This window comes from Microbacterium sp. cx-59, from assembly GCF_020805625.1.
Classification (GTDB): Bacteria; Actinomycetota; Actinomycetes; order Actinomycetales; family Microbacteriaceae; genus Microbacterium.
Genome location: NZ_JAJHGO010000003.1, coordinates 70,587 through 92,470 on the forward strand (window position 1 = coordinate 70,587; position 21,884 = coordinate 92,470).

At 70.2% G+C, this 21,884-nt stretch carries 19 protein-coding genes; 16 read left to right on the forward strand and 3 right to left on the reverse strand.

The window, feature by feature from the left end; genetic code table 11:
• Window positions 1–18: 18 nt before the first annotated feature.
• From LMI96_RS02785 to holA, 5 genes are all read left to right on the forward strand, one after another.
• Window positions 19–1,365, forward strand: a complete 1,347-nt coding sequence (locus LMI96_RS02785) for an anthranilate synthase component I family protein (protein ID WP_223721066.1) — start codon at window positions 19–21, stop codon at window positions 1,363–1,365.
• A gap of 47 nt (window positions 1,366–1,412) precedes the next feature.
• Entirely contained in the window at window positions 1,413–3,992 is a 2,580-nt protein-coding gene (leuS, locus tag LMI96_RS02790) for a leucine--tRNA ligase (RefSeq protein WP_223721067.1), read from the forward strand.
• An 88-nt stretch (window positions 3,993–4,080) separates the two neighbouring features.
• On the forward strand, window positions 4,081–4,692 hold the full coding sequence (locus tag LMI96_RS02795) for a ComEA family DNA-binding protein (protein ID WP_223721068.1): 612 nt from the start codon (window positions 4,081–4,083) through the stop codon (window positions 4,690–4,692).
• A gap of 4 nt (window positions 4,693–4,696) precedes the next feature.
• Window positions 4,697–7,057: a ComEC/Rec2 family competence protein gene (locus LMI96_RS02800; RefSeq protein WP_228360404.1), complete on the forward strand. Its 2,361-nt coding sequence runs from the start codon at window positions 4,697–4,699 to the stop codon at window positions 7,055–7,057.
• Window positions 7,058–7,066: 9 nt separating this feature from the next.
• Window positions 7,067–8,095, forward strand: coding sequence for a DNA polymerase III subunit delta (gene holA / locus LMI96_RS02805; RefSeq protein WP_228360405.1), 1,029 nt, complete (start codon window positions 7,067–7,069; stop codon window positions 8,093–8,095).
• A gap of 62 nt (window positions 8,096–8,157) precedes the next feature.
• Here holA and rpsT read toward each other — a convergent pair whose 3' ends face one another.
• Both rpsT and LMI96_RS02815 read right to left on the reverse strand, forming a co-directional pair.
• A complete protein-coding gene (gene rpsT / locus LMI96_RS02810; RefSeq protein WP_223721071.1) occupies window positions 8,158–8,418 on the reverse strand; it encodes a 30S ribosomal protein S20 in 261 nt (86 codons plus the stop codon).
• Window positions 8,419–8,536: 118 nt separating this feature from the next.
• Window positions 8,537–9,298 (reverse strand): alpha/beta fold hydrolase, encoded by a 762-nt coding sequence (locus LMI96_RS02815; protein WP_228360406.1) that lies wholly within the window; start codon window positions 9,296–9,298, stop codon window positions 8,537–8,539.
• A gap of 60 nt (window positions 9,299–9,358) precedes the next feature.
• On the opposite strand from LMI96_RS02815, the gene lepA reads away from it, so the two are divergent.
• From lepA to hemW, 3 genes are all read left to right on the forward strand, one after another.
• A complete protein-coding gene (lepA, locus tag LMI96_RS02820; protein ID WP_228360407.1) occupies window positions 9,359–11,209 on the forward strand; it encodes a translation elongation factor 4 in 1,851 nt (616 codons plus the stop codon).
• Window positions 11,210–11,276: 67 nt separating this feature from the next.
• Window positions 11,277–11,918, forward strand: a complete 642-nt coding sequence (locus tag LMI96_RS02825; RefSeq protein WP_223721074.1) for a DUF1990 family protein — start codon at window positions 11,277–11,279, stop codon at window positions 11,916–11,918.
• Window positions 11,918–13,132 (forward strand): radical SAM family heme chaperone HemW, encoded by a 1,215-nt coding sequence (gene hemW / locus LMI96_RS02830; RefSeq protein ID WP_228360408.1) that lies wholly within the window; start codon window positions 11,918–11,920, stop codon window positions 13,130–13,132. The genes LMI96_RS02825 and hemW overlap by 1 nt, the downstream gene beginning before the upstream one ends.
• Before the next feature lie 27 nt (window positions 13,133–13,159).
• On the opposite strand, the gene LMI96_RS02835 is transcribed toward hemW, so the two are convergent.
• Entirely contained in the window at window positions 13,160–14,584 is a 1,425-nt protein-coding gene (locus LMI96_RS02835; RefSeq protein ID WP_228360409.1) for a carboxylesterase/lipase family protein, read from the reverse strand.
• A gap of 101 nt (window positions 14,585–14,685) precedes the next feature.
• On the opposite strand from LMI96_RS02835, the gene hrcA reads away from it, so the two are divergent.
• From hrcA to era, 8 genes are all read left to right on the forward strand, one after another.
• The gene (gene hrcA / locus LMI96_RS02840; protein WP_223721077.1) at window positions 14,686–15,723 is read left to right on the forward strand and encodes a heat-inducible transcriptional repressor HrcA; all 1,038 of its coding nucleotides are present in this window, start codon (window positions 14,686–14,688) and stop codon (window positions 15,721–15,723) included.
• Between the two features lie 46 nt (window positions 15,724–15,769).
• The gene (gene dnaJ, locus LMI96_RS02845; protein WP_228360410.1) at window positions 15,770–16,894 is read left to right on the forward strand and encodes a molecular chaperone DnaJ; all 1,125 of its coding nucleotides are present in this window, start codon (window positions 15,770–15,772) and stop codon (window positions 16,892–16,894) included.
• 3 nt (window positions 16,895–16,897) lie between these two features.
• On the forward strand, window positions 16,898–17,638 hold the full coding sequence (locus LMI96_RS02850) for a 16S rRNA (uracil(1498)-N(3))-methyltransferase (protein WP_228360411.1): 741 nt from the start codon (window positions 16,898–16,900) through the stop codon (window positions 17,636–17,638).
• 40 nt (window positions 17,639–17,678) lie between these two features.
• Window positions 17,679–18,026, forward strand: a complete 348-nt coding sequence (locus tag LMI96_RS02855) for an HIT domain-containing protein (protein WP_228360412.1) — start codon at window positions 17,679–17,681, stop codon at window positions 18,024–18,026.
• A gap of 70 nt (window positions 18,027–18,096) precedes the next feature.
• On the forward strand, window positions 18,097–19,110 hold the full coding sequence (locus tag LMI96_RS02860; protein WP_223721623.1) for a PhoH family protein: 1,014 nt from the start codon (window positions 18,097–18,099) through the stop codon (window positions 19,108–19,110).
• Window positions 19,107–19,583, forward strand: coding sequence for an rRNA maturation RNase YbeY (gene ybeY, locus LMI96_RS02865; RefSeq protein WP_223721081.1), 477 nt, complete (start codon window positions 19,107–19,109; stop codon window positions 19,581–19,583). Before LMI96_RS02860 ends, ybeY begins: the two co-directional genes overlap by 4 nt.
• On the forward strand, window positions 19,580–20,917 hold the full coding sequence (locus LMI96_RS02870) for a hemolysin family protein (RefSeq protein ID WP_223721082.1): 1,338 nt from the start codon (window positions 19,580–19,582) through the stop codon (window positions 20,915–20,917). The genes ybeY and LMI96_RS02870 overlap by 4 nt, the downstream gene beginning before the upstream one ends.
• On the forward strand, window positions 20,914–21,810 hold the full coding sequence (era, locus tag LMI96_RS02875; RefSeq protein ID WP_223721083.1) for a GTPase Era: 897 nt from the start codon (window positions 20,914–20,916) through the stop codon (window positions 21,808–21,810). Before LMI96_RS02870 ends, era begins: the two co-directional genes overlap by 4 nt.
• Window positions 21,811–21,884 lie beyond the last annotated feature (74 nt).

The following is a 21,884-nucleotide window of genomic DNA, read 5'->3' on the forward strand; positions in this document are numbered from 1 at the left end:
CATCGATAGCCTGGGAGAGTGCCCGCCGCTGCCACGCCCGTCCTGCTCGAGGATTGGATCGACCCCGCGCGGGTGCACGCGGCCTTCCTCGACGCGTCGCACACCTTCTGGCTCGACGCGGGACCGAGTGCCACGACGGGTTGGAGCTGGGTCGGGATCGGATCACCCGCGGATGCGGCCGAGCTGCGGCGCACACCCCTCGAACGCCTGCACAGCGACGGCGCGGTGACGGCCCGGGGAGCAGCGCCGGACGCACCGCATCGCACGGGCGGACCCTTCCGCGGCGGCTGGGTGGGCTGGCTCGGGTACGAATCCGGAGCATCCGACGCCGGCGCACCGGTCGCCGCCGACGACCTTCCGGCCGAGTCGTGGATGCGCGCCGACACCCTCGTCGCGTTCGACCACGCCGCGCGGAGCGTCTGGATCGTCGCGGGCGATGCGGATGCGGTGACGCGCCGCATCCGCATCGCTCCCGACGCCGACGTTGCCGCGCCGCCGTCGGCGCCGGTCACGGCCGCCGCGCGCGTGGGCGCGGACGACTACGCCCGCCTGATCGAAGACTGCCGTGCGTCGATCGGTCGGGGCGAGGCCTATCTGCTGTGCCTCACGACGCGGTTCACCGTGCGCGGCGACATCGACCCGATCGCGGCGCACGCGGCGCTCCGTGCGGCGTCGCCGTCGCACCACGGCACGCTCATCCGCACCGGCGATGTCGCGCTGGTGAGCGCGAGTCCGGAACGCTTTCTCGAGGTCGCCGACGGGATCGTCCGGACCCGCCCCATCAAGGGGACACGGCCGCGCGGGGCGAGCGCGGACGACGATGCGGCGCTGGCGGCCGACCTGGCGGCCGACCCGAAGGAGCGCGCCGAGAACGTGATGATCGTCGACCTGATGCGCAACGACCTCGCACGCGTCTGCGATCCCGCGACGGTGACGGTCGAGCGGCTCCTCGACATCGAGAGCTACGCAACGGTGCACCAGCTGGTCAGCACCGTCGCGGGTCGGCCGCGCCCGGGCGCGACCGTGGGCGACCTGTGGGCGGCGACGTTCCCAGCCGGGAGCATGACCGGCGCGCCGAAGCTCTCGGCGATGACGATCCTGCATCGTCTCGAGGAAGAGGCGCGAGGTGCGTTCTCGGGATGTTTCGGCTGGGTCGGCGAGGACGGACGGCTGGATCTCGCCATGACGATCCGCACGGTCGTGACCTTTCCCGGGGGCGCGTACGTCAGCGCCGGCGGCGGAATCACGTGGGCGTCGGTGCCCGCGGCAGAGGTCGCAGAAGTGGCGCTCAAGGCGTCCGCTCCGCTGCGCGCGATCGGCGCGACCCTGCCCGAAGACTGGGCGAGTCGGGGTCCGGTAACCTGAAAGACGCGCAATGCGCACTTTCCCGACATACATCGATTGGTCTTCACGTGTCCGAGAACTTCCCGACCGCTCCCGCCGAGGGCGGCTTCGATGTGCACGCGATCCAGGCGAAGTGGCAGGAGCGCTGGGCCGCTCAGGACCCGTTCCGCGCCGGCGGGGATGCCGACACGCGCCCGCGCAAGTACGTCCTGGCGATGTTCCCGTACCCGTCCGGCGACCTGCACATGGGTCACGCCGAGAACTATCTGTACTCCGACATCGTCGCGCGCTTCTGGCGCCACCGCGGGTACAACGTGCTGCATCCGATCGGCTGGGACTCGTTCGGCCTGCCCGCTGAGAACGCGGCCATCAAGCGCGGTGCCAACCCGGTCACGTGGACCTACGACAACATCGCCCAGCAGAAGGAGAGCCTCCGCGCATACGGCGTCTCGTTCGACTGGAGCCGGGTGCTGCACACGAGCGACCCGGAGTACTACCGCTGGAACCAGTGGCTGTTCCAGCAGCTCTACGAGCGCGGGCTCGCGTACCGCAAGGAGAGCCCGGTCAACTGGTGCCCTCACGACCAGACCGTACTCGCCAACGAGCAGGTCATCGACGGCCGCTGCGAGCGGTGCGGCACGGTCGTGGTGAAAAAGAAGCTCACGCAGTGGTACTTCCGCATCACCGACTACGCGGACCGGCTGCTCGACGACCTGAACCAGCTCGAGGGCTTCTGGCCGCAGAAGGTCATCCAGATGCAGCGCAACTGGATCGGCCGCTCGATCGGCGCCGACATCGACTTCGAGATCGAGGGCCGCGCTGAGAAGGTGACGGTCTTCTCCACGCGCCCCGACACGCTGCACGGAGCGACCTTCATGGTCGTGGCACCCGACTCCGACCTCGCGGCCGAGCTGGCCGCCGGGGCCGGCGAAGAGGCGCAGGCGCGCTTCCAGTCGTACCTGTCGACCGTGCAGAAGGCGACCGACATCGAGCGTCAGGCGACCGACCGACCGAAGACCGGCGTGTTCCTGAACCGGTACGCGATCAACCCCATCAACGGGGAGCGCCTGCCGATCTGGGCGGCCGACTACGTGCTGGCCGACTACGGCCACGGCGCGGTCATGGCCGTGCCTGCGCACGACCAGCGCGACCTCGACTTCGCTCGCGTGTTCGACCTGCCGGTGCGGGTGGTCGTCGACACGACCGCGCCGATCACCGGTGCCATCCCGGTCATCGAAACGGATGCGGACGGTCGGCCGATCGACCCGCTGGGCGACGACGCCGACGGCGATGACGTGGATCCCGCGCGCACCGGGATCGCGCTCACCGGCGAGGGCCGGATGATCAACTCGGGCTCGCTCGACGGACTGAGCAAGCGCACCGCCATCACCCGGGTCATCGCCGAGCTCACCGCGGCCGGTACCGGTCGCGCATCGAAGACCTACCGCCTGCGGGACTGGCTGATCTCCCGTCAGCGCTTCTGGGGCACCCCGATTCCGATGGTGCACGGCGAGAACGGTCGCATCATGCCGGTTCCGGATGCGGAACTGCCCGTGCGCCTGCCCGATGCTGCCGATCTCGACCTGACGCCGAAGGGCGCATCGCCGCTCGGCGCGGCGACCGAGTGGGTCACGACGGTCGACCCGGAGACGGGTGAGCCGGCCCGCCGCGACCCCGACACGATGGACACCTTCGTCGACAGCTCGTGGTACTTCCTGCGCTTCCTCGCGCCGGGGGACTCGACCCAGCCGTTCTCATCGCGCGAGGCGCTGCGCTGGGCGCCCGTCGACTTCTACATCGGCGGCGTCGAGCACGCGATCCTGCACCTGCTGTACGCACGGTTCATCACCAAGGCGCTCTACGACATGGGGCACCTGGACTTCACCGAGCCGTTCTCGAGCCTGATCAACCAGGGCATGGTGATCCTCGACGGCGCCAAGATGTCGAAGAGCAAGGGCAACCTGGTGCTCTTCCAGGAAGAGCTCGACGCTCACGGCGCCGACGCGCTGCGCGTCGCACTCGGTTTCGCGGGTCCCGTGGAAGACGACAAGGACTGGAAGGACGTCTCGACCACCGGCGCCACGAAGTTCCTGGCGCGCGCGCTGCGCGTCGCCGCCGACGTGTCGAGCCCGACCGATGTCGTCTGGGCAGAGGGAGATGCGGCGCTCCGCCGCGTCACGCACCGGCTCTGGGCCGAGGCGCCGTCGCTCATCGAGCAGACCAAGTTCAACGTCGTCGTGGCTCGCCTGATGGAGCTCGTGAACGCGATCCGGAAGACCATCGACTCCGGTGCCGGCGCGGGCGACCCGGCTGTCCGTGAGGCGGCCGAGGCCGTGGCGATGATCCTCGACCTGTTCGCGCCGCACACGGCGGAGGAGATGTGGGCGCAGCTCGGCTACCCGCCGTCCGTCGGCCTCGCGGTCTGGCGCCAGCCGGATTCCACTCTGCTCGTCGAAGACACCATCACCGCGATCGTACAGATCGACGGCAAGGTGCGAGCGACCCTCGAGGTGTCCGCACGGATCGACGGCGCCGAGCTCGAGCGCCTCGCCCGCGAGGACGCCCGCGTGCAGCGCGCGCTCGGCGACCGCGCCATCACCCGGGCCATCGTGCGGCCGCCGAAGGTCGTCAGCTTCAGCACGACGTAACCTCCCCAGCACCGCGTCGGCCCCCTTCTGTGCACACGGGAGGGGGCCGACGCTCGTTCGACGGCGGCGACTGCCTACCGTGGGCCGGGTGACGTCCTCCGATCCGGTTCCCCCGCGCGCGCGTGCGCGCCTAGGAGCCGGAGCGGTTGTGGTGATCGTGCTGCTGGCGCTCGCGGCCACGGCGGGGATCGGGATGCTGCGTCCCGCGGGCGGTCCGGAGGTCGTGCCGCCCGCGGTGGCATCGAGTGCGCCCGGTGACGCCTCCGTGGCGAGCGGCCACATCTTCGTGCACGTTTCGGGTGCGGTGACCGAGCCGGGCCTGTATCAACTCGTCGCCGGCGCCCGCGCGTTCGACGCGGTGGCGGCAGCCGGCGGGTTCGCGGAGGGAGCCGATCGCGCGGCGGTGAACCTGGCCCGGACCGTCGACGACGGGGAGCAGCTGCACGTCCCGCTGGTCGGGGAGGCTCCGGACCCCGCGAGCCCGGGAGCGGCGGGTCCGCTCGCGGGCGGCAAGATCGACCTCAACACGGCCGATCTGGCGGGCCTCGACACGCTGCCCCGCGTGGGACCGGCGATCGCGCAGCGCATCATCGATTGGCGCACGGCGAACGGCCGGTTCACGAGCGTGGACGACCTGCTGGGGATACCCGGTATCGGCGACAAGATGCTGGCCGGTATCCGCGACCTCGTGACGGTGTGACGGCGTGACGGTGGATTCTCGAGCCTTCCGGATGGTTCCCGCCGCCGTCGCGACCTGGGCGGCGGCCGCGGCGTCGACGTTCTTCCCCGAAATGGCGGGCGCGATCGCGGCCGGATGCGGCGGACTGGTAGTCGTCGCTCTCGCGCTGCTGATCCGCATCCGGATGCGGCCGAGCACCCGCGCCGAGCGGGCCGTCGATCCGGTGACGGTTCTTGCGGTCGTCATCGTCGCGCTCGCGTTCGCCGCTGCGGCCGCCGCGACCACGGCGGTCGCGGCGCCGGCGCGCGAGGCGGCGGTCGCGTCAGCGACGTCGCGCGCGCTCGAGATCACCGCGCAGATCACGGCGAAACCCGAGCGATCGATCCTCGGGTGGCGCGTCGACGCCGTCGCAGAGAGCATCCGCGCCGGAGCGCATGATCTTCCTGCCGGCGTACCCGTCACGCTTCTTCTCGAGGAGCGCCCCGAGGGTCTCGACGTCGGCGCTCGGCTGCATGCCGACGCGACCGCGTTCGCGGCCGATGCGGGGGAGCGTGCGGTGCTGGTCGTTCGCGTCCGCCCGTCCGGAGCGGTGGTCGAACCTCCCACGGGGACGATGGCGGTCTTCGCCGGCCTCCGGGCCGCTCTTCTCGCGGCGAGCGGCGGTCTGCCGGCGCCCGGAGCCGGCCTGATTCCCGGGCTGGCGGTGGGCGACACCTCGCAGGTCGCGCCCGAGCTCGACGAACAGATGAAGGCCGCATCGCTGTCGCACCTCACGGCCGTGTCCGGCGCGAACTGCGCCATCGTGGTGGGCCTCGCATTCCTCCTGGCCGCGGCGCTCGGCCTGCCTCGGGGTGCCCGAGTTGCCGCCGGGCTGTTGACCCTCGGTGGATTCGTGCTCCTGGTGACCCCCGAGCCGAGCGTCGTTCGGGCGGCGACCATGTCGGCCGTGGCGATGCTCGCCCTCCTCCTCGGGCGGCGGGGCGCCGGGGTCGCGGTCCTCGCTCTGTCGGTGGCCGTGCTGCTCGCCGGGGATCCGTGGTTGGCGTCGTCGCTCGGTTTCGCCCTGTCGGTCGCCGCCACCGGTGCGCTCCTGGTGCTCGCGCCGCCGCTCGCGCGGGGCTTGGAACGTGTTCTGCCCCGCGCGGTCGCGGTTGCCCTGGCGGTGCCTCTGGCGGCTCAGCTCGTCTGCGGCCCGTTGATCGTGCTCATCACCCCCGGGGTCTCGCTGTACGGAGTCGCCGCGAATCTCCTCGCGGGGCCGGCGGCTCCGGCGGCCACGATCCTCGGGCTCTCGGCCTGCCTGGCCGCGCCGCTCCCCGCTCTGGCGGCGGGACTCACCGCGCTCGCCTGGGTGCCCGCGGCCTGGATCGCGGCGACGGCGGAGGCGGTCTCGGCCCTCCCGGGGGCGATCCTGCCGTGGGCGGAGGGTCTTTCCGGCCTCCTCGCTCTCACGATGGCCGGCGTGGCCATCACCCTCGTGATCCTCCGGCCGGGTCGGCGACGCATCGCTCTGGTTGCGCGCCGCCTGAGCGCGCTGGGTCTCCTGATCGCTGCCGGGGTGCTCGCGGGAACGGTCGTGGTCGCGGCCGTGATCGTGCCGATGCGCACACCCCACGACTGGCGGATCGCGATGTGCGACATCGGGCAAGGCGACGCGGTGCTCCTGCGTTCGGCGGGCCGGGTCATGCTCGTCGACACGGGGCCGGATCCCGATCTCCTCACGGGGTGTCTCGACCGGCTCGGGATCGGTCGGCTCGACGTCGCCGTGCTGACGCACTTCGACCTCGATCACGTCGGTGGTGCCGCGGCCCTCGCCGGTCGCACCGACCTCCTGGTGCACGGTCCGGTCGGTGAGGCGCAGGACGAACGCACGGTATCCGGGGTCGGGGCGGCGCGGACCGTCCAGGGCGAGGTCGGGATGCGCGGCACGCTCGGCGACGCGATGTGGCGGGTGCTGTGGCCGGCCTCCGCCGCGTTCCCGCCGGGCAACGACGCGAGCGTGGTGGTCGAGATCGAAGGGCCCGATCTGCCGCGCACGATCCTGCTCGGAGACCTCGGCGCCGACGCGCAGCGCGCCCTCCTTTCGTCGAGAGTGCTGCATCCGCCCTACCGCGTCGTGAAACTGTCGCACCACGGCTCGGCGGACCAGGAGCCGGCGCTCTATCGCGCCCTCGGGGCGGAACTCGCGCTGATCTCGGTCGGCATCGATAACGATTACGGGCATCCTCGAGACGAAGCACTCCGGATGGCGCAGAACCTGGGAATGAGCATCGCCCGCACGGATCAGGACGGTCTGGTGCTGGTCGGAACGGTGTCGACCGACACCGGCATCCGCCTGACACTCTGGCGCGAGCGGGCGCCGCCCGGCGTCGGTGGGGCTGAGTAGGCTGGAGCGATGGTTACTCGTCGACCGTCCGCCCCGCGGTCGGCCATCCCGCAGGTGTCATGGCGGGAACCCCGACCGGCGCCCATCGTGCTGATCTCGGGTCCCGAGGAGGTCTGCGCGGAGCGCGCGACATCGCGGCTTCGCGAGTACCTGCGCGCAGAAGACCCGAGTCTCGAGATCTCCGACATCGACGCGGCCGACTACACGGCGGGAACGTTGCTGGCGGTGAGCGCGCCGTCGCTCTTCGGCGAGCCCCGCCTCGTTCGAGTCAGCAGCGTCGAAAAGTGTTCCGACGCGTTCCTCGCGGAGGCCATCTCGTACCTCGCTGGTCCCCAGGACGGCGCGACGATCGTGCTCCGCCACACGGGCGCGAGCGTGCGTGGCAAGAAGCTCCTCGAGGCCATCCGCGCCGGTACCGGTGGCGGCATCGAGATCGCGTGCCCCGCGGTGCGCCGCGATTCCGACCGGTACGACTTCGCCGCGGGGGAGTTCCGCGAGGCAGGACGCCGGATCGCGCCGAACGCTCTGCGCTCGCTCGTGGCGGCGTTCGCCGACGATCTGACCGAACTCGCGGCGGCCTGTCAGCAGCTCATCGTCGACGTCGAGGGCGATATCACCGACCAGATCGTCGAGCGGTACTACGGGGGTCGCGTCGAGACATCGGCGTTCACGGTGGCCGACACCGCGATCGCCGGTCGCTACGGAGACGCGCTGGTGAGCCTGCGGCAGGCGCTGGCATCGGGTGCGGATCCCGTGCCGATGGTCGCGGCGATCGCCATGAAGCTGCGCACGATGGCGCGGGTGGCCGGAACCCGCGAGTCATCCGGTGTCCTCGCGTCGCGGCTCGGGATGAAGGACTGGCAGGTCGATCGCGCGCGGCGCGATCTCGCCGGCTGGAACCAGGATGCGCTGGGGCTCGCGATCCAGGCGACCGCACGTGCCGACGCCGAGGTCAAAGGCGCCTCCCGCGACCCGGTGTTCGCCCTGGAGCGGCTCATCACCGTGATTGCGACGCGCGCTCCCTACGGCTCCGCCTGAGACCGGCGCCAGAAATGACGAAGGCCCGTCGCGAACGACGGGCCTTCGAACAAAAGCGGTGCTTAGAGCGACGCGACCTGCTTGGCGATGGCCGACTTGCGGTTCGCCGCCTGGTTCTGGTGGATGACGCCCTTGCTGACGGCCTTGTCGAGCTTCTTGGTCGCCGTGCCGAGGGCCTTGACCGCAGCGGTCTTGTCGCCGGCGGCGACAGCCTCGCGGGTGCGGCGCACAGCGCTACGCAGCTCGCTCTTGACGGCCTTGTTGCGCTCGCGCGCCTTCTCGTTGGTCTTGTTGCGCTTGATCTGCGACTTGATGTTTGCCACGTGTGTCGTCGGACTTTCGTTTGAGAGAAATAGGATCGTGCCGGTCGGCGAAGAGGGCGCTTTCCGGCGGTCATGAGGGACGGGAAAATCCCCGCATGCAAGCCAAGGAACAACTCTATCAGGTCTGCGCGGAAACCCCGTGGTCCTGCGGGTCGCTCGCGTGCCGGGCATCGATCGTGGCGATGGCGAGCGCGAGGACGGCGTCGAACGCGGCGGGACGCATGGCGGTCACGAGATGGCTGGTGCGTGGCACGACGATCAGTTCCGCGCGCGGCGCGAGCCGGGTGAAGAGGCGTTCGTGGAGGCGGAGCTGGTCGTACTGGCCGTTGACGAACCAGAGCGGCACGCGGATGCGGGCGACCGCTCCCGCGACGTCGAGGGTGGCGAGCAGGCTCAGGGCGAGGTCCTGGGTGTCGAAGGCGTACCCGCCCGCGCCGAAGTCGGCGCGGGTCTCTTCCGGCAAAGTGGCGGCCAGCATCCGCTTCGTCATCCACATCCCGCGGTCGGGGAGCGCGTCGACGGTTCGTGCGAGCGCACGGTAGGTGCGGAGCCCGACACCGCGCGGGATCGACGTGCACGACGCCGCGACGAAGCCCGCGATGGGGGGCGGATCGATCGCACCCGCGTACTCGGTGCAGAGCAGACCGCCCATGGAATGACCCACCAGCAGCACCGGCCCGCGCTCAGCCGCCGTGCGCACGGCCCGATCGATCGTTGCGAAGGCCTCCGCCAGGGTGAACGTCTCCGCCATCCGCGTTCCATGCCCGGGGAGGTCGACGGCCGTCGCGGTGATGCCCCGCGCCGCGAGGGTTTCAACCTGTGCCCGCCACATCGACGCGGACGTGCGGATGCCGTGGACCAGAACGACCTGCACCGTCATCCGACCAGGCTATGCGCGGGGAACACGGTCCACGGTCGCCGCCCGTAGAATCGACGGAACATGTCACCGCGCGCGCTTAAGTCCCTGCAGCCGAGTGCGACTCCTCCCGAGTCGCTCCGGAACTTCTGCATCATCGCCCACATCGACCACGGCAAGTCGACCTTGGCCGACCGGATGCTGCAGATCACGGGCGTCGTCAACGACCGCGACATGCGCGCCCAGTACCTCGACCGCATGGATATCGAGCGCGAGCGCGGCATCACCATCAAGAGCCAGGCCGTGCGCATGCCATGGGAGTCGAACGGGCAGACCTACGCGCTGAACATGATCGACACCCCCGGGCACGTCGACTTCACCTACGAGGTGAGTCGGTCGCTCGCCGCCTGCGAAGGCGCTGTGCTGCTCGTGGACGCCGCGCAGGGTATCGAGGCGCAGACGCTCGCGAACCTCTACCTCGCGCTCGAGAACGACCTGCAGATCATCCCGGTGCTCAACAAGATCGACCTGCCGGCCGCCGATCCCGACAAGTTCGCCGCGGAGCTCGCCGGCCTCATCGGGGGCAAGCCGGAAGACGTGCTCCGCGTGAGCGGTAAGACCGGCCAGGGCGTCGAAGAGCTGCTCGAGCGCATCGTCGCCGAGATCCCCGCCCCCCAGGGCGACCCGAACGCGGCGGCCCGCGCGATGATCTTCGACTCCGTCTACGACGCCTACCGCGGTGTCGTGACCTACGTGCGCATGATCGACGGCAAGCTCGAGCCCCGCGAACGCATCCAGATGATGTCGACGCGCGCGACGCACGAGCTGCTGGAGATCGGCGTCTCGAGCCCCGAGCCGACGCCGTCCACGGGTCTCGGCGTGGGCGAAGTGGGGTACCTGATCACGGGCGTGAAGGACGTGCGCCAGTCGAAGGTCGGTGACACGATCACGACGGCCCGCAAGCCCGCGACCCAGGCCCTGCCCGGGTACACCGACCCCAAGCCGATGGTGTTCTCGGGTCTCTACCCGATCGACGGCAGCGACTACGCGATCCTCCGTGAAGCGCTCGACAAGCTGAAGCTCTCGGATGCGGCGCTGGTGTACGAGCCGGAGACGTCGGTCGCGCTGGGCTTCGGCTTCCGCTGCGGGTTCCTGGGGCTCCTGCACCTCGAGATCGTGACCGAGCGTCTCGCTCGGGAGTTCGACCTCGACCTCATCACGACCGCGCCGAGCGTGATCTACGAGGTGCAGACCGACACCGGGCAGACGGTCACGGTCACGAACCCGAGCGAGTATCCGGATGGCCGCGTCGCCTCCGTATCCGAGCCGATGGTCAAGGCCGCGATCCTGCTGCCGAAGGATTTCGTGGGCACCGTGATGGAGCTCTGCCAGTCCCGTCGCGGCACACTGCTCGGTATGGATTACCTGAGCGAGGAACGCGTCGAGCTGCGCTACAACATGCCGCTCGGTGAGATCGTCTTCGACTTCTTCGACCAGCTGAAGAGCCGCACGCAGGGGTACGCGAGCCTCGACTACGAGCCGTCGGGACAGCAGGAGGCCGATCTCGTGAAGGTCGACATTCTGCTGCAGGGCGACAAGGTCGACGCGTTCAGCGCCATCGTGCACCGAGAGAAGGCGTACGCGTACGGCACGCTGATGACGGAGCGCCTGCGCAAGCTCATCCCGCGCCAGCAGTTCGAGGTGCCGATCCAGGCGGCCATCGGCGCGCGGATCATCGCCCGAGAGAGCATTCGCGCCATCCGCAAGGACGTGCTCGCGAAGTGCTACGGCGGCGACATCACGCGAAAGCGCAAACTGCTCGAGAAGCAGAAGGAGGGAAAGAAGCGCATGAAGATGGTCGGTCGCGTGGAGGTCCCCCAGGAGGCGTTCATCGCTGCGCTCTCGGGCGATGTGGAAACCAAAGACAAGAAGTAGTGGCGGGGCGCGCTCCGGAGGATGATCGCCGGGCGTGCCGCGAACCACCACGGTTAGGCTGAGGGATATGCGCCGCGGGACCTTCCGGGACGAGACCGTCGACTATGCCGCCGTCGGGGCGACCCAAGCATCCGATCTCATGCAGTACCCGCCGGAACGCAGTCTTCCGGCCCAGGAGTCGTGGAAGATCGGCAGCGGCGAAGATCGCTTCCGCGCCGCGGGCGAGGCGTTGCTGTCGTGGCGCGCGCTGCGCGACGGGGGTCTGGAGTTGCGCGACATCCGTCCGGCCGCCGGGCCCGCCTACTCGGGTGTGAGTTTCGACGACGAGGGTCAGCCGATCGCGCCGAGCCGTCTGGACGCCGACCTGCGCTTCGACGCCGACGGCACGCCGTACGTCGGCGCGGGCGCGACGGTGCACGTCCACGGCCGCGTGGGCGGCATGAGCGTGGATGCGGAACTTCGCGTGATCTTCGTCGTGGAGGAGAAGCGTCGCATCGGTTTCGCGCTGGGCACGGTCGAGGGCTCGGTGGTGAGCGGCGAGGAGTCGTTCATGATCGAGTGGCGCAGCGACGATGAAGTGTGGTTCACGGTGCGCGCGTTCGACCGCCCGGTGGCGCTCGCGTACCGGATGCTGCCGGTGCTGGTTCGGCGTCGGCGTCGCGAGCTGTTCGGCCGGTACCTGCGGGCGATCTCGCCGATGTACACCTGATGTCGCCCTCGGTTCTTCCCGACGGTGACCCGGTTCCGGCCGACGGCGCATTGCCGCACGGTGTCGTCGCCGATCCGGAGGTCGACTTCGGCGTCTACCTGCACGTGCCGTTCTGCCGGGTGCGCTGCGGGTACTGCGACTTCAACACGTACACCGCCGAGGAGCTCCGCGGAGAGCGCCGCGAGGACTACCCCGATTCGGTGTCGCGGGAGATCGCGATGGCGACGCGGGTGCTCGGTGAGCACCGCCGGCCCGCTCAGACCGTGTTCTTCGGGGGCGGTACCCCGACCCTCCTGCCGTCCGGAGCTCTCGCGCGGATGCTGGGCGACGTGCGGGACGCGTTCGGCATCGCGCCCGGCGCGGAGATCACGGTCGAAGCCAATCCCGACACGGTCTCGATGGAGTCGCTGCAGGAGCTCGCGGACGCGGGCGTGACGCGCGTCTCGATCGGGATGCAGTCGGCGGTGCCGCACGTGCTGGCGGCGCTCGACCGCACTCATGATCCGGCGAACGTCGCGCATGCGGTCGCCGCGGCGCGCGCCGTGGGCCTCGCGGTGAGCCTCGACCTGATCTACGGCGCTCCCGGCGAGAGCATCGAGGACTGGCGCACGTCGGTCTCGACCGCGCTCGCTCTCGAGCCCGATCACCTCTCGGCGTACGCGCTCATCATCGAAGACGGCACCCAGCTCGCCCGCCGCATCCGCCGCGGTGAGGTGCCGGCGCCCGACGACGACCTGCAGGCCGACATGTACGAGCTCGTCGACGATGCGGCCGCCGCCGCGGGCTTCGACTGGTACGAGGTGTCGAACTGGGCGCGCACGCCGTCGCAGCGCTCGCGCCACAATCTGGCCTACTGGCGGGGCACCGACTGGTGGGGCTTCGGTCCCGGTGCGCACAGCCACGTCGCCGGCGTCCGGTGGTGGAACGTGAAGCACCCCGCGGCGTACGCGCAGCGCCTGACGCAGGACGTGTCGCCGGCGGCGGCGCGGGAGGTTCCGGATGCCGAGGCCCGCACCCTCGAGCGGATCCTGCTCCAGTCGCGCATCCGCGAGGGGTTGTCGACGCAGGCGATCCCCCCGGCACGGCGAAGCGCCGTCGCGGGGCTCATCGCCGACGGCCTGATCGAGGGGGCATCCGCCATCGGCGGTCGCATCGTGCTGACACGGCGCGGCCGGCTCCTCGCCGACGCCGTCGTCCGCGCGCTCACGGAGTGACTCGCACGGACGTGCGTCGACCGTCGGTCAGGACCGGCTGAGCACGTGCAATGCCGCGGCGCGGGGGAGCGGCACGGGCGACGAGTCGACGTCGTAGCGCTGCACGGGGCCGTCTGCATCCGCCGTCCAGGTGTCCCAGCCGGGCGAGCCCGTGAAAGCGAATCGCACCCAATCGGCGTGCATCCGCTGCGCGAGCGAAACGGGAGCGTCCGGGCCGGCGAGTGCGATGGATGCGTCGTCCTGGACGCCGTCGAAGACGAATCCGATCTCCAGTGCGTGTGCCGCGCGAAGGTCGCGGACGGGGCTCTGCCAGGCGAACTCGTAGACCCAGGTGGGGGCGGATCGCGCCGAGGCGAGCTCGATCGCCGGCACGCGGAGCACGCGGTCGGTGAACACCTGACCGAGTCGCTCGGCCGAGGAGGCGGACGGGAGCGCGTCGCGGTACGCCCGCCAGGCCCGGAACGGCACCTTCATGCCGAGGAGGGCGACGGCAGGGGCGACTCGGTTGAGACGCTGCAGGGCGTCGGGCGTGAACCACAGCCGGTACTCGTCGGTGTTCGTGCCGATCAGCAACGGGAACTCCGCATCTCCCACGGCGGTGCGCGGACTGACGGGCAGGCTGACCGGATCGAGTGCGATCGTGTGCCCGGGGGCTGATCGCAGGAGCGAGCTGCGGGCGGCGAGTGCATCGCGTGCGGCGACGAGACGCTCCGGCGGAACATCCGCGAACGCCTCCCGCGTGGCAGGGATCCCGAGGTGCTTCGCAATGGCGGCGGTGACTCGCGCGGCGCGTTCGACGGGTTCTGCATCCAGCGGGCCGCTCTGCACGATGGCACCCGCGAGGGCGCCGCGGACGTCCGGCCGGGACGCGAGCGCCGCAACGATCGCGCCGCCCGCCGATTCGCCGAAGATCGTCACGCGGGCGGGGTCGCCGCCGAAGGCCGCGATCTCGCGCTGCACCCAGTGCACGGCGGCGGCGGCGTCTTCGAGCCCGAGGTTCCGCGGCACGCCGTCGAGGACCGAGAATCCCTCCGCGCCGAGGCGGTAGTTGATCGAGACGAACACCACGCCGTCGCGCGCGAACGATGTGCCGTCGTACGACGGCAGGGCGCTCGTCCCGCGCTCGAGAGCACCGCCGTGGATCCACACCATGACGGGCGCTCCCGCCGCATCCTCGGGGGCCCAGATGTTCAGCGTGAGGATGTTCTCGCCCGCGATCGCCACGGACGGGAGCAGCTTCCCGATCGCGCCGGGGTACGGGGACTGGGGTGCCGTGGGTCCGAAGTCGGTCGCGCGGAACTCGCCATCCCACGCGGGAACGGGCTGCGGCAGGCCGAAGCGGTGTTCGCCGAAGGGCGGCAGCGCGTAGGGGATGCCGAGGAAACGGCGGATCCCCGCGTCGCTGCGTCCGGCGATCGTGCCGCCGGTCGTGGGTACGGTGGTGTCGTTCATCAGAGCCTCCGCCGCGAGTCTACGGACCCGTCATCTGCCCACCGCGCGAACGACCGGTTAGAATTGGCACTCCCCGTACACGAGTGCCAGGAAGGATCCGCATGGTCAGCGAACGTGGTCTGGATGTCCTCCGCGCGATCGTGCAGGACTACGTGGAGACCCGAGAGCCGGTGGGCAGCAAGTCCATCGTCGACCGCCACTCGTTCGGTGTGTCCGCGGCGACGATCCGCAACGACATGGCGCTCCTGGAGGACGAGGAACTGATTGTCGCGCCGCACACCTCGTCGGGTCGCGTGCCCACCGACAAGGGCTACCGCGTCTTCGTCAACCACCTCGCCGAGCTCCGCCCGCTGACGACCGCGCAGCGGAGCGCGATCACGGCGTTCCTCGACGGCCCCGCCGACCTCGACGACCTGCTGGCGCGCACGGTCCGCGCGCTCACCCAGCTCACCGGTCAGGTCGCGCTCGTGCAGTATCCGTCCTTCGAGCGTGCGAACATCACCCACGTCGAGCTCGTGCACCTCGGGGGGTCGCGACTCGTCGTGATCCTCGTCACCGACACGGGCCGCGTCTCCCAGCGCGTGGCGTTCGCGCCCGACGAGCTCGACGAGACGGTGGTCGCACAGCTGCGGACGTCGGTGTCGGCACTCGTCACCGGGGCGTCGGTGCGAGAGGGCACCCGCCGGGTCGAGGCAGCCGTCGCCGCGCCCGCCGTACCGACCCGCGCGGACGGCGCGCTGCGCGCCATCCTGCGCGTGGTGGGGGAGGAGCTCGACGAGTTCCGACAGGACCGGCTCGTGATGGCGGGGGCGGCGACGCTCGCTCGCTCTGAGGGCGACTTCCGGGGCAGCATCTACCCGCTCCTGGAGGCCATCGAGGAGCAGGTGACGCTCATGCGGCTGATGAGCGAGATGGTGGCCGACGGGCAGGGGCTGGCCGCATCGATCGGGCGTGAGAACGCGTCGTTCGGCCTGGTCGAGGCATCCGTGGTCGCCAGCGATTACGAGGCCACGGTGGGGCAGGCGCGCATCGGCGTGCTCGGCCCCATGCGCATGGACTACTCCAGCAATCTGGCGGCGGTGCGGGCTGTAGCCCACTACCTCAGCCGACTGCTCGACGAAGACGACCGGGCGCGCTGAGCGCTCGCAGACGATCTCCGCGCACGGCGCGGACGGGAAGGCGAAAGTGGCTGACCACTACGAAGTACTGGGCGTCTCGCGCGAGGCGACCACGGATGAGATCAAGAAGGCGTACCGAAAGCTGGCCCGCCAGCTGCACCCGGACGTCAACCCCGGTGACGATGCGGCCGAGAAGTTCAAGCTCGTCACGCACGCGTACGACGTGCTGAGCGACACCGAACAGCGTCGGCGCTACGACATGGGCGGCGACTCCGGTGGGTTCGGCGGAGGCGGCGGCGCGAATTTCGGCGGCTTCGGCGACATCTTCGAGACGTTCTTCGGCGGAGGCGGTGGCGGTCAGGGTGGTCGAGTCCGCGCCCGGTCGCGCGCCGAACGCGGCCAGGACGCCCTCGTCCGCGTCTCCCTGGAGCTCAGCGACGTCGTCTTCGGGGCGCACCGCGACCTCGAGGTCGACACGGCCGTGCTCTGCGAGACGTGCGAGGGCGGATGCTGTCAGCCGGGCACGACCCCCGTGACCTGCGACATCTGCCACGGCTCCGGACACGTGCAGCGCACGGTCCGCAGCCTGATCGGCAACGTCGTCACGAGCGCGCCGTGCGCCACCTGCCAGGGCTACGGCACCACCATCCCGTACCCGTGCGCCACCTGCCAGGGACAGGGTCGCGTGCGCGCTCGTCGCACCGTCTCCGTCGACATCCCGGCCGGGGTCGAGACGGGTCTGCGTCTGCAGCTCCCGGGCTCGGGCGAGGTCGGACCGGCGGGCGGACCTCACGGCGACCTGTACCTGGAGATCACCGTCACACCTCACGAGGTCTTCAGCCGTGACGGCGACGACCTGCTCGCGACCCTCGATGTGTCGATGCCCGATGCCATCCTCGGAACGACGACCCGCATCGAGTCGCTCGACGGACCCGTCGATCTCGAACTGCGCGCGGGCGTGCAGGCGGGAGACGTGCTGACGATCAAGGGGCGAGGCATCACCCCGCTCCGTGGCACGCAGCGCGGCGACCTCCGCATCGGAGTGCACGTCGTGACGCCGACGCGCCTGGACGCGAAGGAACGCGCGCTCATCGAGGACTTCGCGAAGAAGACCAAGGCTCCTGCTCCGAGGCTGTCCGAGTTCCAGCAGGGATTGTTCGCCAAACTCCGCGACCGCTTCCGGAACGGGTGACCGGTGGCGCTGCACTTTCTGGTCGAGGATGCGGCCGCGGCCGCAGTCGGTGACATCGTCGCGCTGACCGGAGCCGAGGCGCACCACGCCGCCTCGGTGCGGCGGGTGCGCCCGGGCGAAGCGGTGACGGTCGGCGACGGCTGTGGCCTCTGGATCGAGGGTGCCGTGGAAGACGTGACGCCGCGCGAAGTCACGGTGCGCGTCACTGCGCGTCGGCACGTGCCGGCGCGCACGCCGCGTCTGGTGCTGGTGCAGGCTCTCGCCAAGGGCGACCGGGATGAGCTCGCCATCCAGGCCGCCACCGAACTCGGCGTCGATGTGATCGTGCCCTGGCAGGCCGTGCGCAGCGTTTCCCGCTGGGGCGCGGAGAAGGCCGAGAAGGGTCGCGTCCGCTGGGCCGGCATCGTCCGGGAGGCGGCGAAGCAGGCCCATCGCGCGTGGATTCCCGAGGTGGAGCCGGTAACGACGACCGCCCGGATCGCCGCGCGCGCCGCCGCATCCGTGGTCCTCGTTCTGGAGCCCACCGCGTCGGACCGCTTGACCGACGTCGTCCGCGAGCTCGACGAATCGGTGACCGAGGTGCTCCTCGTCGTCGGGCCCGAGGGCGGAATCGACCGCAGCGAGCTCGACGCGTTCGCCGCCGCCGGTGCGCGTGCGGTGCGGCTCGGGGAGAGCGTGCTGCGCACGTCGACGGCGGGTCCGGTCGCGTTGGCCGCGTTCGAGGTCGCGCGGGGGCAGTGGTGACGCTCCGCCGACGGCGGGACGCCGTCGGTAGACTGGACGAATGAGCGAGCCCTCCGTCTTCACGCGCATCCTGCAGGGCGAGATCCCGTCCGAGATCGTCGCCGAGACCGAGCGAGCCTTCGTCATTCGTGACATCGCGCCGCAGGCGCCGGTGCATCTGCTGGTGATCCCGAAGACCCAGCAGTACCGCGACGTCGTCGAACTCGCCGCTGGAGACCCCGCACTGCTCGCCGAGGTGGTCGACCTCGCCCACCGGGTCGCCGCCGAGCACGCGGACGGCGAGTTCCGCCTGGTGTTCAACACCGGAGCTTCGGCGGGCCAGACCGTGTTCCACGTGCACGCCCACGTTCTCGCCGGCGGACTCGACGAGGGGAGCACCGGTGCCTGATCCCGGCGTTCCCGCATCCGGGGGAGATGAAGACCGCACCGTCGAACGTCTGCTCGCGGACGGCATCGCGATGGTTCGCGTCCTCGGTCCGCAGGACCGACTGCTCCGCGTCGTCGAGCGCGAACATCCGACCGTCGACGTGCATGTCCGCGGCAACGAGATCACCCTGTCGGGGACGGCGGCCGACGTCGCCGCGGCGAAGAAGCTTGTCGAGGAGTTGCTCACTATGACCCGTGACGGACACGACGTCGGCCCGGCCGACGTGACCTCGGCGGGACGGATGCTGCGCGCGGACGGCGACATCCGCCCGTCCGAGGTGATGGGCGAGGCGATCCTGTCGTCCCGGGGCAAAGTCATCCGCCCGAAGACCCTCGGTCAGAAGGCGTACGTTGATGCGATCGAGGAGAACACGATCGTGTTCGGCATCGGTCCGGCCGGTACCGGAAAGACGTACCTCGCGATGGCGAAGGCGGTGCAGGCCCTGCAGCGCAAGGAAGTCAGCCGCATCATCCTCACGCGGCCGGCGGTCGAGGCGGGGGAGCGGCTCGGGTTCCTGCCGGGCACGCTGAACGACAAGATCGACCCGTACCTGCGCCCGCTCTACGACGCGCTCAACGAGATGCTCGATCCCGACATCGTGCCGAAGCTCATGGCGTCCGGCACGATCGAGGTCGCACCCCTGGCGTACATGCGCGGCCGCACGCTCAACGATTCGTTCGTCGTCCTCGACGAGGCTCAGAACACGACGCCCGAGCAGATGAAGATGTTCCTCACCCGCCTCGGCTTCGGCACCCGCATGGTCGTCACGGGCGACATCACGCAGGTAGACCTTCCGCAGGGAACGTCCGGGCTCCGCCTGGTCACCCGGGTGCTGAAGGACATCGACGACATCCATTTCGCGACGCTCACGAGCGAGGACGTCGTCCGCCACACTCTCGTCGGACGAATTGTCGACGCGTACAGCGAATACGACGAACAGCGACTCGCCACCCGCCGCGAACGCGACGAGGCGAGCGAATTCGCGAACCGCGCCGACCGCCGCGGCGGCGCGCGCGATCATCTACCGAAGCGAGGACGACCATGACGATCGAGATCACCAACGAGTCGGGCGTCGCGATCGACGAGACCGTCCTGCTGCGGCTCATGGAGAGCAACTTCGCCGAACTGAACGTGAGTCCGGATGCGGACGTGGCGATCCTGCTCGTCGACGAAGGCGCGATGGAAGCCCTCCACGTGCAGTGGATGGACGAGCCCGGTCCGACCGACGTGCTCAGCTTCCCGATGGATGAACTGCGCCCCGGAACCGAGGAATCGCCGACCCCGCCGGGCCTCCTCGGCGACATCGTGCTGTGCCCGCAGGTCGCCGAGACCCAGGCGCGAGAGGCGACCCCCGCGCATTCGACGCAGGACGAGCTGATCATGCTCACCACCCACGGGCTCCTGCACCTGCTCGGTTTCGACCACGCGGAGCCCGAGGATGCGACCGAGATGTTCGGGCTGCAGCGTGACCTGATCGTCGCGTTCGCCACCCAGGAGCGCCGCCGGGCGCGCGGATGACCGCACTTCTCCTGCTCGTCGCCGCCGTTCTGCTCATCGCGTTCGGCGCGCTCATGGCCGCCATCGACGCGGCGCTCGGTGTGACATCGCGGGCCGACCTCGCCGATCTCGGGTCGTCGGGACGCAACGCCCGGATGCTGACCCGCATCGCGGCCGACCCGGAAGCGCACGCGAACGTCGTCGTCTTCATCCGCGTGTTCGCGGAGACCGCGGCCGCCGTGCTGGTGACGGCCGCGTTCATGCTGCTGTTCGACAGCATCGGCTGGGCGCTGCTGGCCGCCGTCGTCCTGATGACCGGCATGTCGTTCGTCGCGGTGGGCATCAGCCCGCGCGCGGTCGGACGGCGCCACGCCTGGGCGCTGCTCCGCGGCGCGGCCCCCGTCATCCGGGGCGTTCGCATCCTGCTCGGCCCGCTCGCGCACGGACTCGTCGCCCTCAGCAGCCGCGTGACCCCGGGTGGCGCGCGCGCGTCGTCGTTCGATTCCGAGGAGCAGTTGCTCAGCATGGTCGATGAGGCCGCCGAGCAGGATCTCATCGAAGAGGACGACCGCGAACTCATCCACTCGGTGTTCGAGTTCACCGGCACGTTCGTCCGCGCCGTCATGGTGCCGCGCACCGACATGGTCTCGGTCTCCGGATCCGACACCGCGCGCACCGCCCTCGGCCTCTTCCTCGACAAGGGTGTTTCGCGGATGCCGGTCCTCACAGAGGACGGCGAGGATGTCGACGGGGTGCTGTACCTCAAGGACCTCGTACAGTTCTCCTTCCGCGACGAACTGCACTGGGACCAGCAGCCCGTGTCGCGCATCTCGCGGCCGCCGGTGTTCGTGCCCGAATCGATGCGCGCCGAAGCGCTGCTGCAGCAGATGAAGCGCGACGCCGTGCACGTATGCATGGTCGTCGACGAGTACGGCGGCATCGCGGGTCTCGTGACTCTCGAGGACCTCATCGAGGAGCTCGTCGGTGAGATCGCCGACGAGTACGACGCGCGGGCCACCGAGGTCGTCGAAATCGAACCGGGTCGGTACCGCGTGAGCGCTCGTCTCGGGCTCGACGAGGTCGGCGATCTGTTCGACATCGAACTCGACGACGACGACGTCGACTCCGTCGGTGGACTGCTCGGCAAGGCGCTCGGGCGCGTTCCGCAGCCGGGTGCGACCGCCGTGCACGAGGGACTCGTCTTGACGGGCGGCACATCCCGTGGCCGCGGGCGGGGTCTCGCGACGGTGTTCGTCGAGCGGGCAGCACAGGAAGACGGCGCGGACGACGATCGTCCGCGCACCGGCGAGATCGCCGTAACGACGAAGGCCGGTTCGGCCAGGGGAGAACGATGACCGACCAGTTCCGCAGTGGATTCGTGACCTTCGTGGGTCGACCCAACGTCGGCAAATCGACGCTCACGAACGCCCTCGTCGGTGAGAAGATCGCCATCACCAGCGAGAAGCCGCAGACGACCCGTCGCGCCATCCGCGGGATGGTGAATCGTCCCGGCGGGCAGCTCATCGTCGTCGACACCCCGGGGCTCCACCGGCCGCGAACCCTTCTCGGGCAGCGGCTGAACGACCTGGTGGGTGATGTGCTCGGCGATGTCGACGTCATCGCCTTCTGCGCTCCCGCCACCGAGAAGGTCGGCCCCGGTGACCGCCGGATCGTCGAATCGCTCGACGGGTACGGCCGCGCGAAGAAGGTGGCGATCGTCACGAAGACGGATGCCGCGACGCGGGAGCAGATCACCGAGCGCCTGATGGAGGTCGACGCACTCCGCGAGGACTGGACCGCCGTCATTCCACTCTCCGCCATCACCGGCGACCAGTTGGACGTCCTCGCCGACGAACTGCTCGCCCTGATGCCCGAGGGTCCCGCGCTCTACGCCGACGACATCGCGACCGACGAGCAGGACGACGACCGGATCGCCGAGATGATCCGCGAGGCCGCCCTCGGCGACGCCCGCGAGGAGCTGCCGCACTCCATCGCCGTCGTCGTGCAGGAGATCCGCGCGCGCGAGGATTCCGACCTCACGGATGTGTTCGCCGACATCATCGTCGAGCGCGACAGCCAGAAGGCGATCATCATCGGACGCAAGGGGGCGCGGCTGCGTGATGTCGGCGCCCAGGCGCGGGCGGGGATCGAAGAACTGCTCGGCACGCGCGTGTATCTGAGCCTGCACGTGCGCGTCGCGAAGGAATGGCAGCGCGACCCGAAGCAGCTGGGCCGACTCGGGTTCTGACCGACCCGGTGTAAGGTGGGGCGCATGCGTGCGCGACTTCTCCTTAGCCGCCGCGACGAGACCTCGATCTAGGG

Excerpts from the sequence above, each read along its gene's own strand:
- holA (WP_228360405.1), top strand. The coding sequence starts at position 7,067 with ATGGTTACTCGTCGACCGTCCGCCCCGCGGTCGGCCATCCCGCAGGTG.
- LMI96_RS02815 (WP_228360406.1), bottom strand. The coding sequence starts at position 9,298 with ATGACGGTGCAGGTCGTTCTGGTCCACGGCATCCGCACGTCCGCGTCG.
- lepA (WP_228360407.1), top strand. The coding sequence starts at position 9,359 with ATGTCACCGCGCGCGCTTAAGTCCCTGCAGCCGAGTGCGACTCCTCCC.
- LMI96_RS02825 (WP_223721074.1), top strand. The coding sequence starts at position 11,277 with ATGCGCCGCGGGACCTTCCGGGACGAGACCGTCGACTATGCCGCCGTC.
- hemW (WP_228360408.1), top strand. The coding sequence starts at position 11,918 with ATGTCGCCCTCGGTTCTTCCCGACGGTGACCCGGTTCCGGCCGACGGC.
- LMI96_RS02835 (WP_228360409.1), bottom strand. The coding sequence starts at position 14,584 with ATGAACGACACCACCGTACCCACGACCGGCGGCACGATCGCCGGACGC.
- hrcA (WP_223721077.1), top strand. The coding sequence starts at position 14,686 with ATGGTCAGCGAACGTGGTCTGGATGTCCTCCGCGCGATCGTGCAGGAC.
- LMI96_RS02855 (WP_228360412.1), top strand. The coding sequence starts at position 17,679 with ATGAGCGAGCCCTCCGTCTTCACGCGCATCCTGCAGGGCGAGATCCCG.
- LMI96_RS02860 (WP_223721623.1), top strand. The coding sequence starts at position 18,097 with ATGGTTCGCGTCCTCGGTCCGCAGGACCGACTGCTCCGCGTCGTCGAG.
- ybeY (WP_223721081.1), top strand. The coding sequence starts at position 19,107 with ATGACGATCGAGATCACCAACGAGTCGGGCGTCGCGATCGACGAGACC.
- LMI96_RS02870 (WP_223721082.1), top strand. The coding sequence starts at position 19,580 with ATGACCGCACTTCTCCTGCTCGTCGCCGCCGTTCTGCTCATCGCGTTC.
- era (WP_223721083.1), top strand. The coding sequence starts at position 20,914 with ATGACCGACCAGTTCCGCAGTGGATTCGTGACCTTCGTGGGTCGACCC.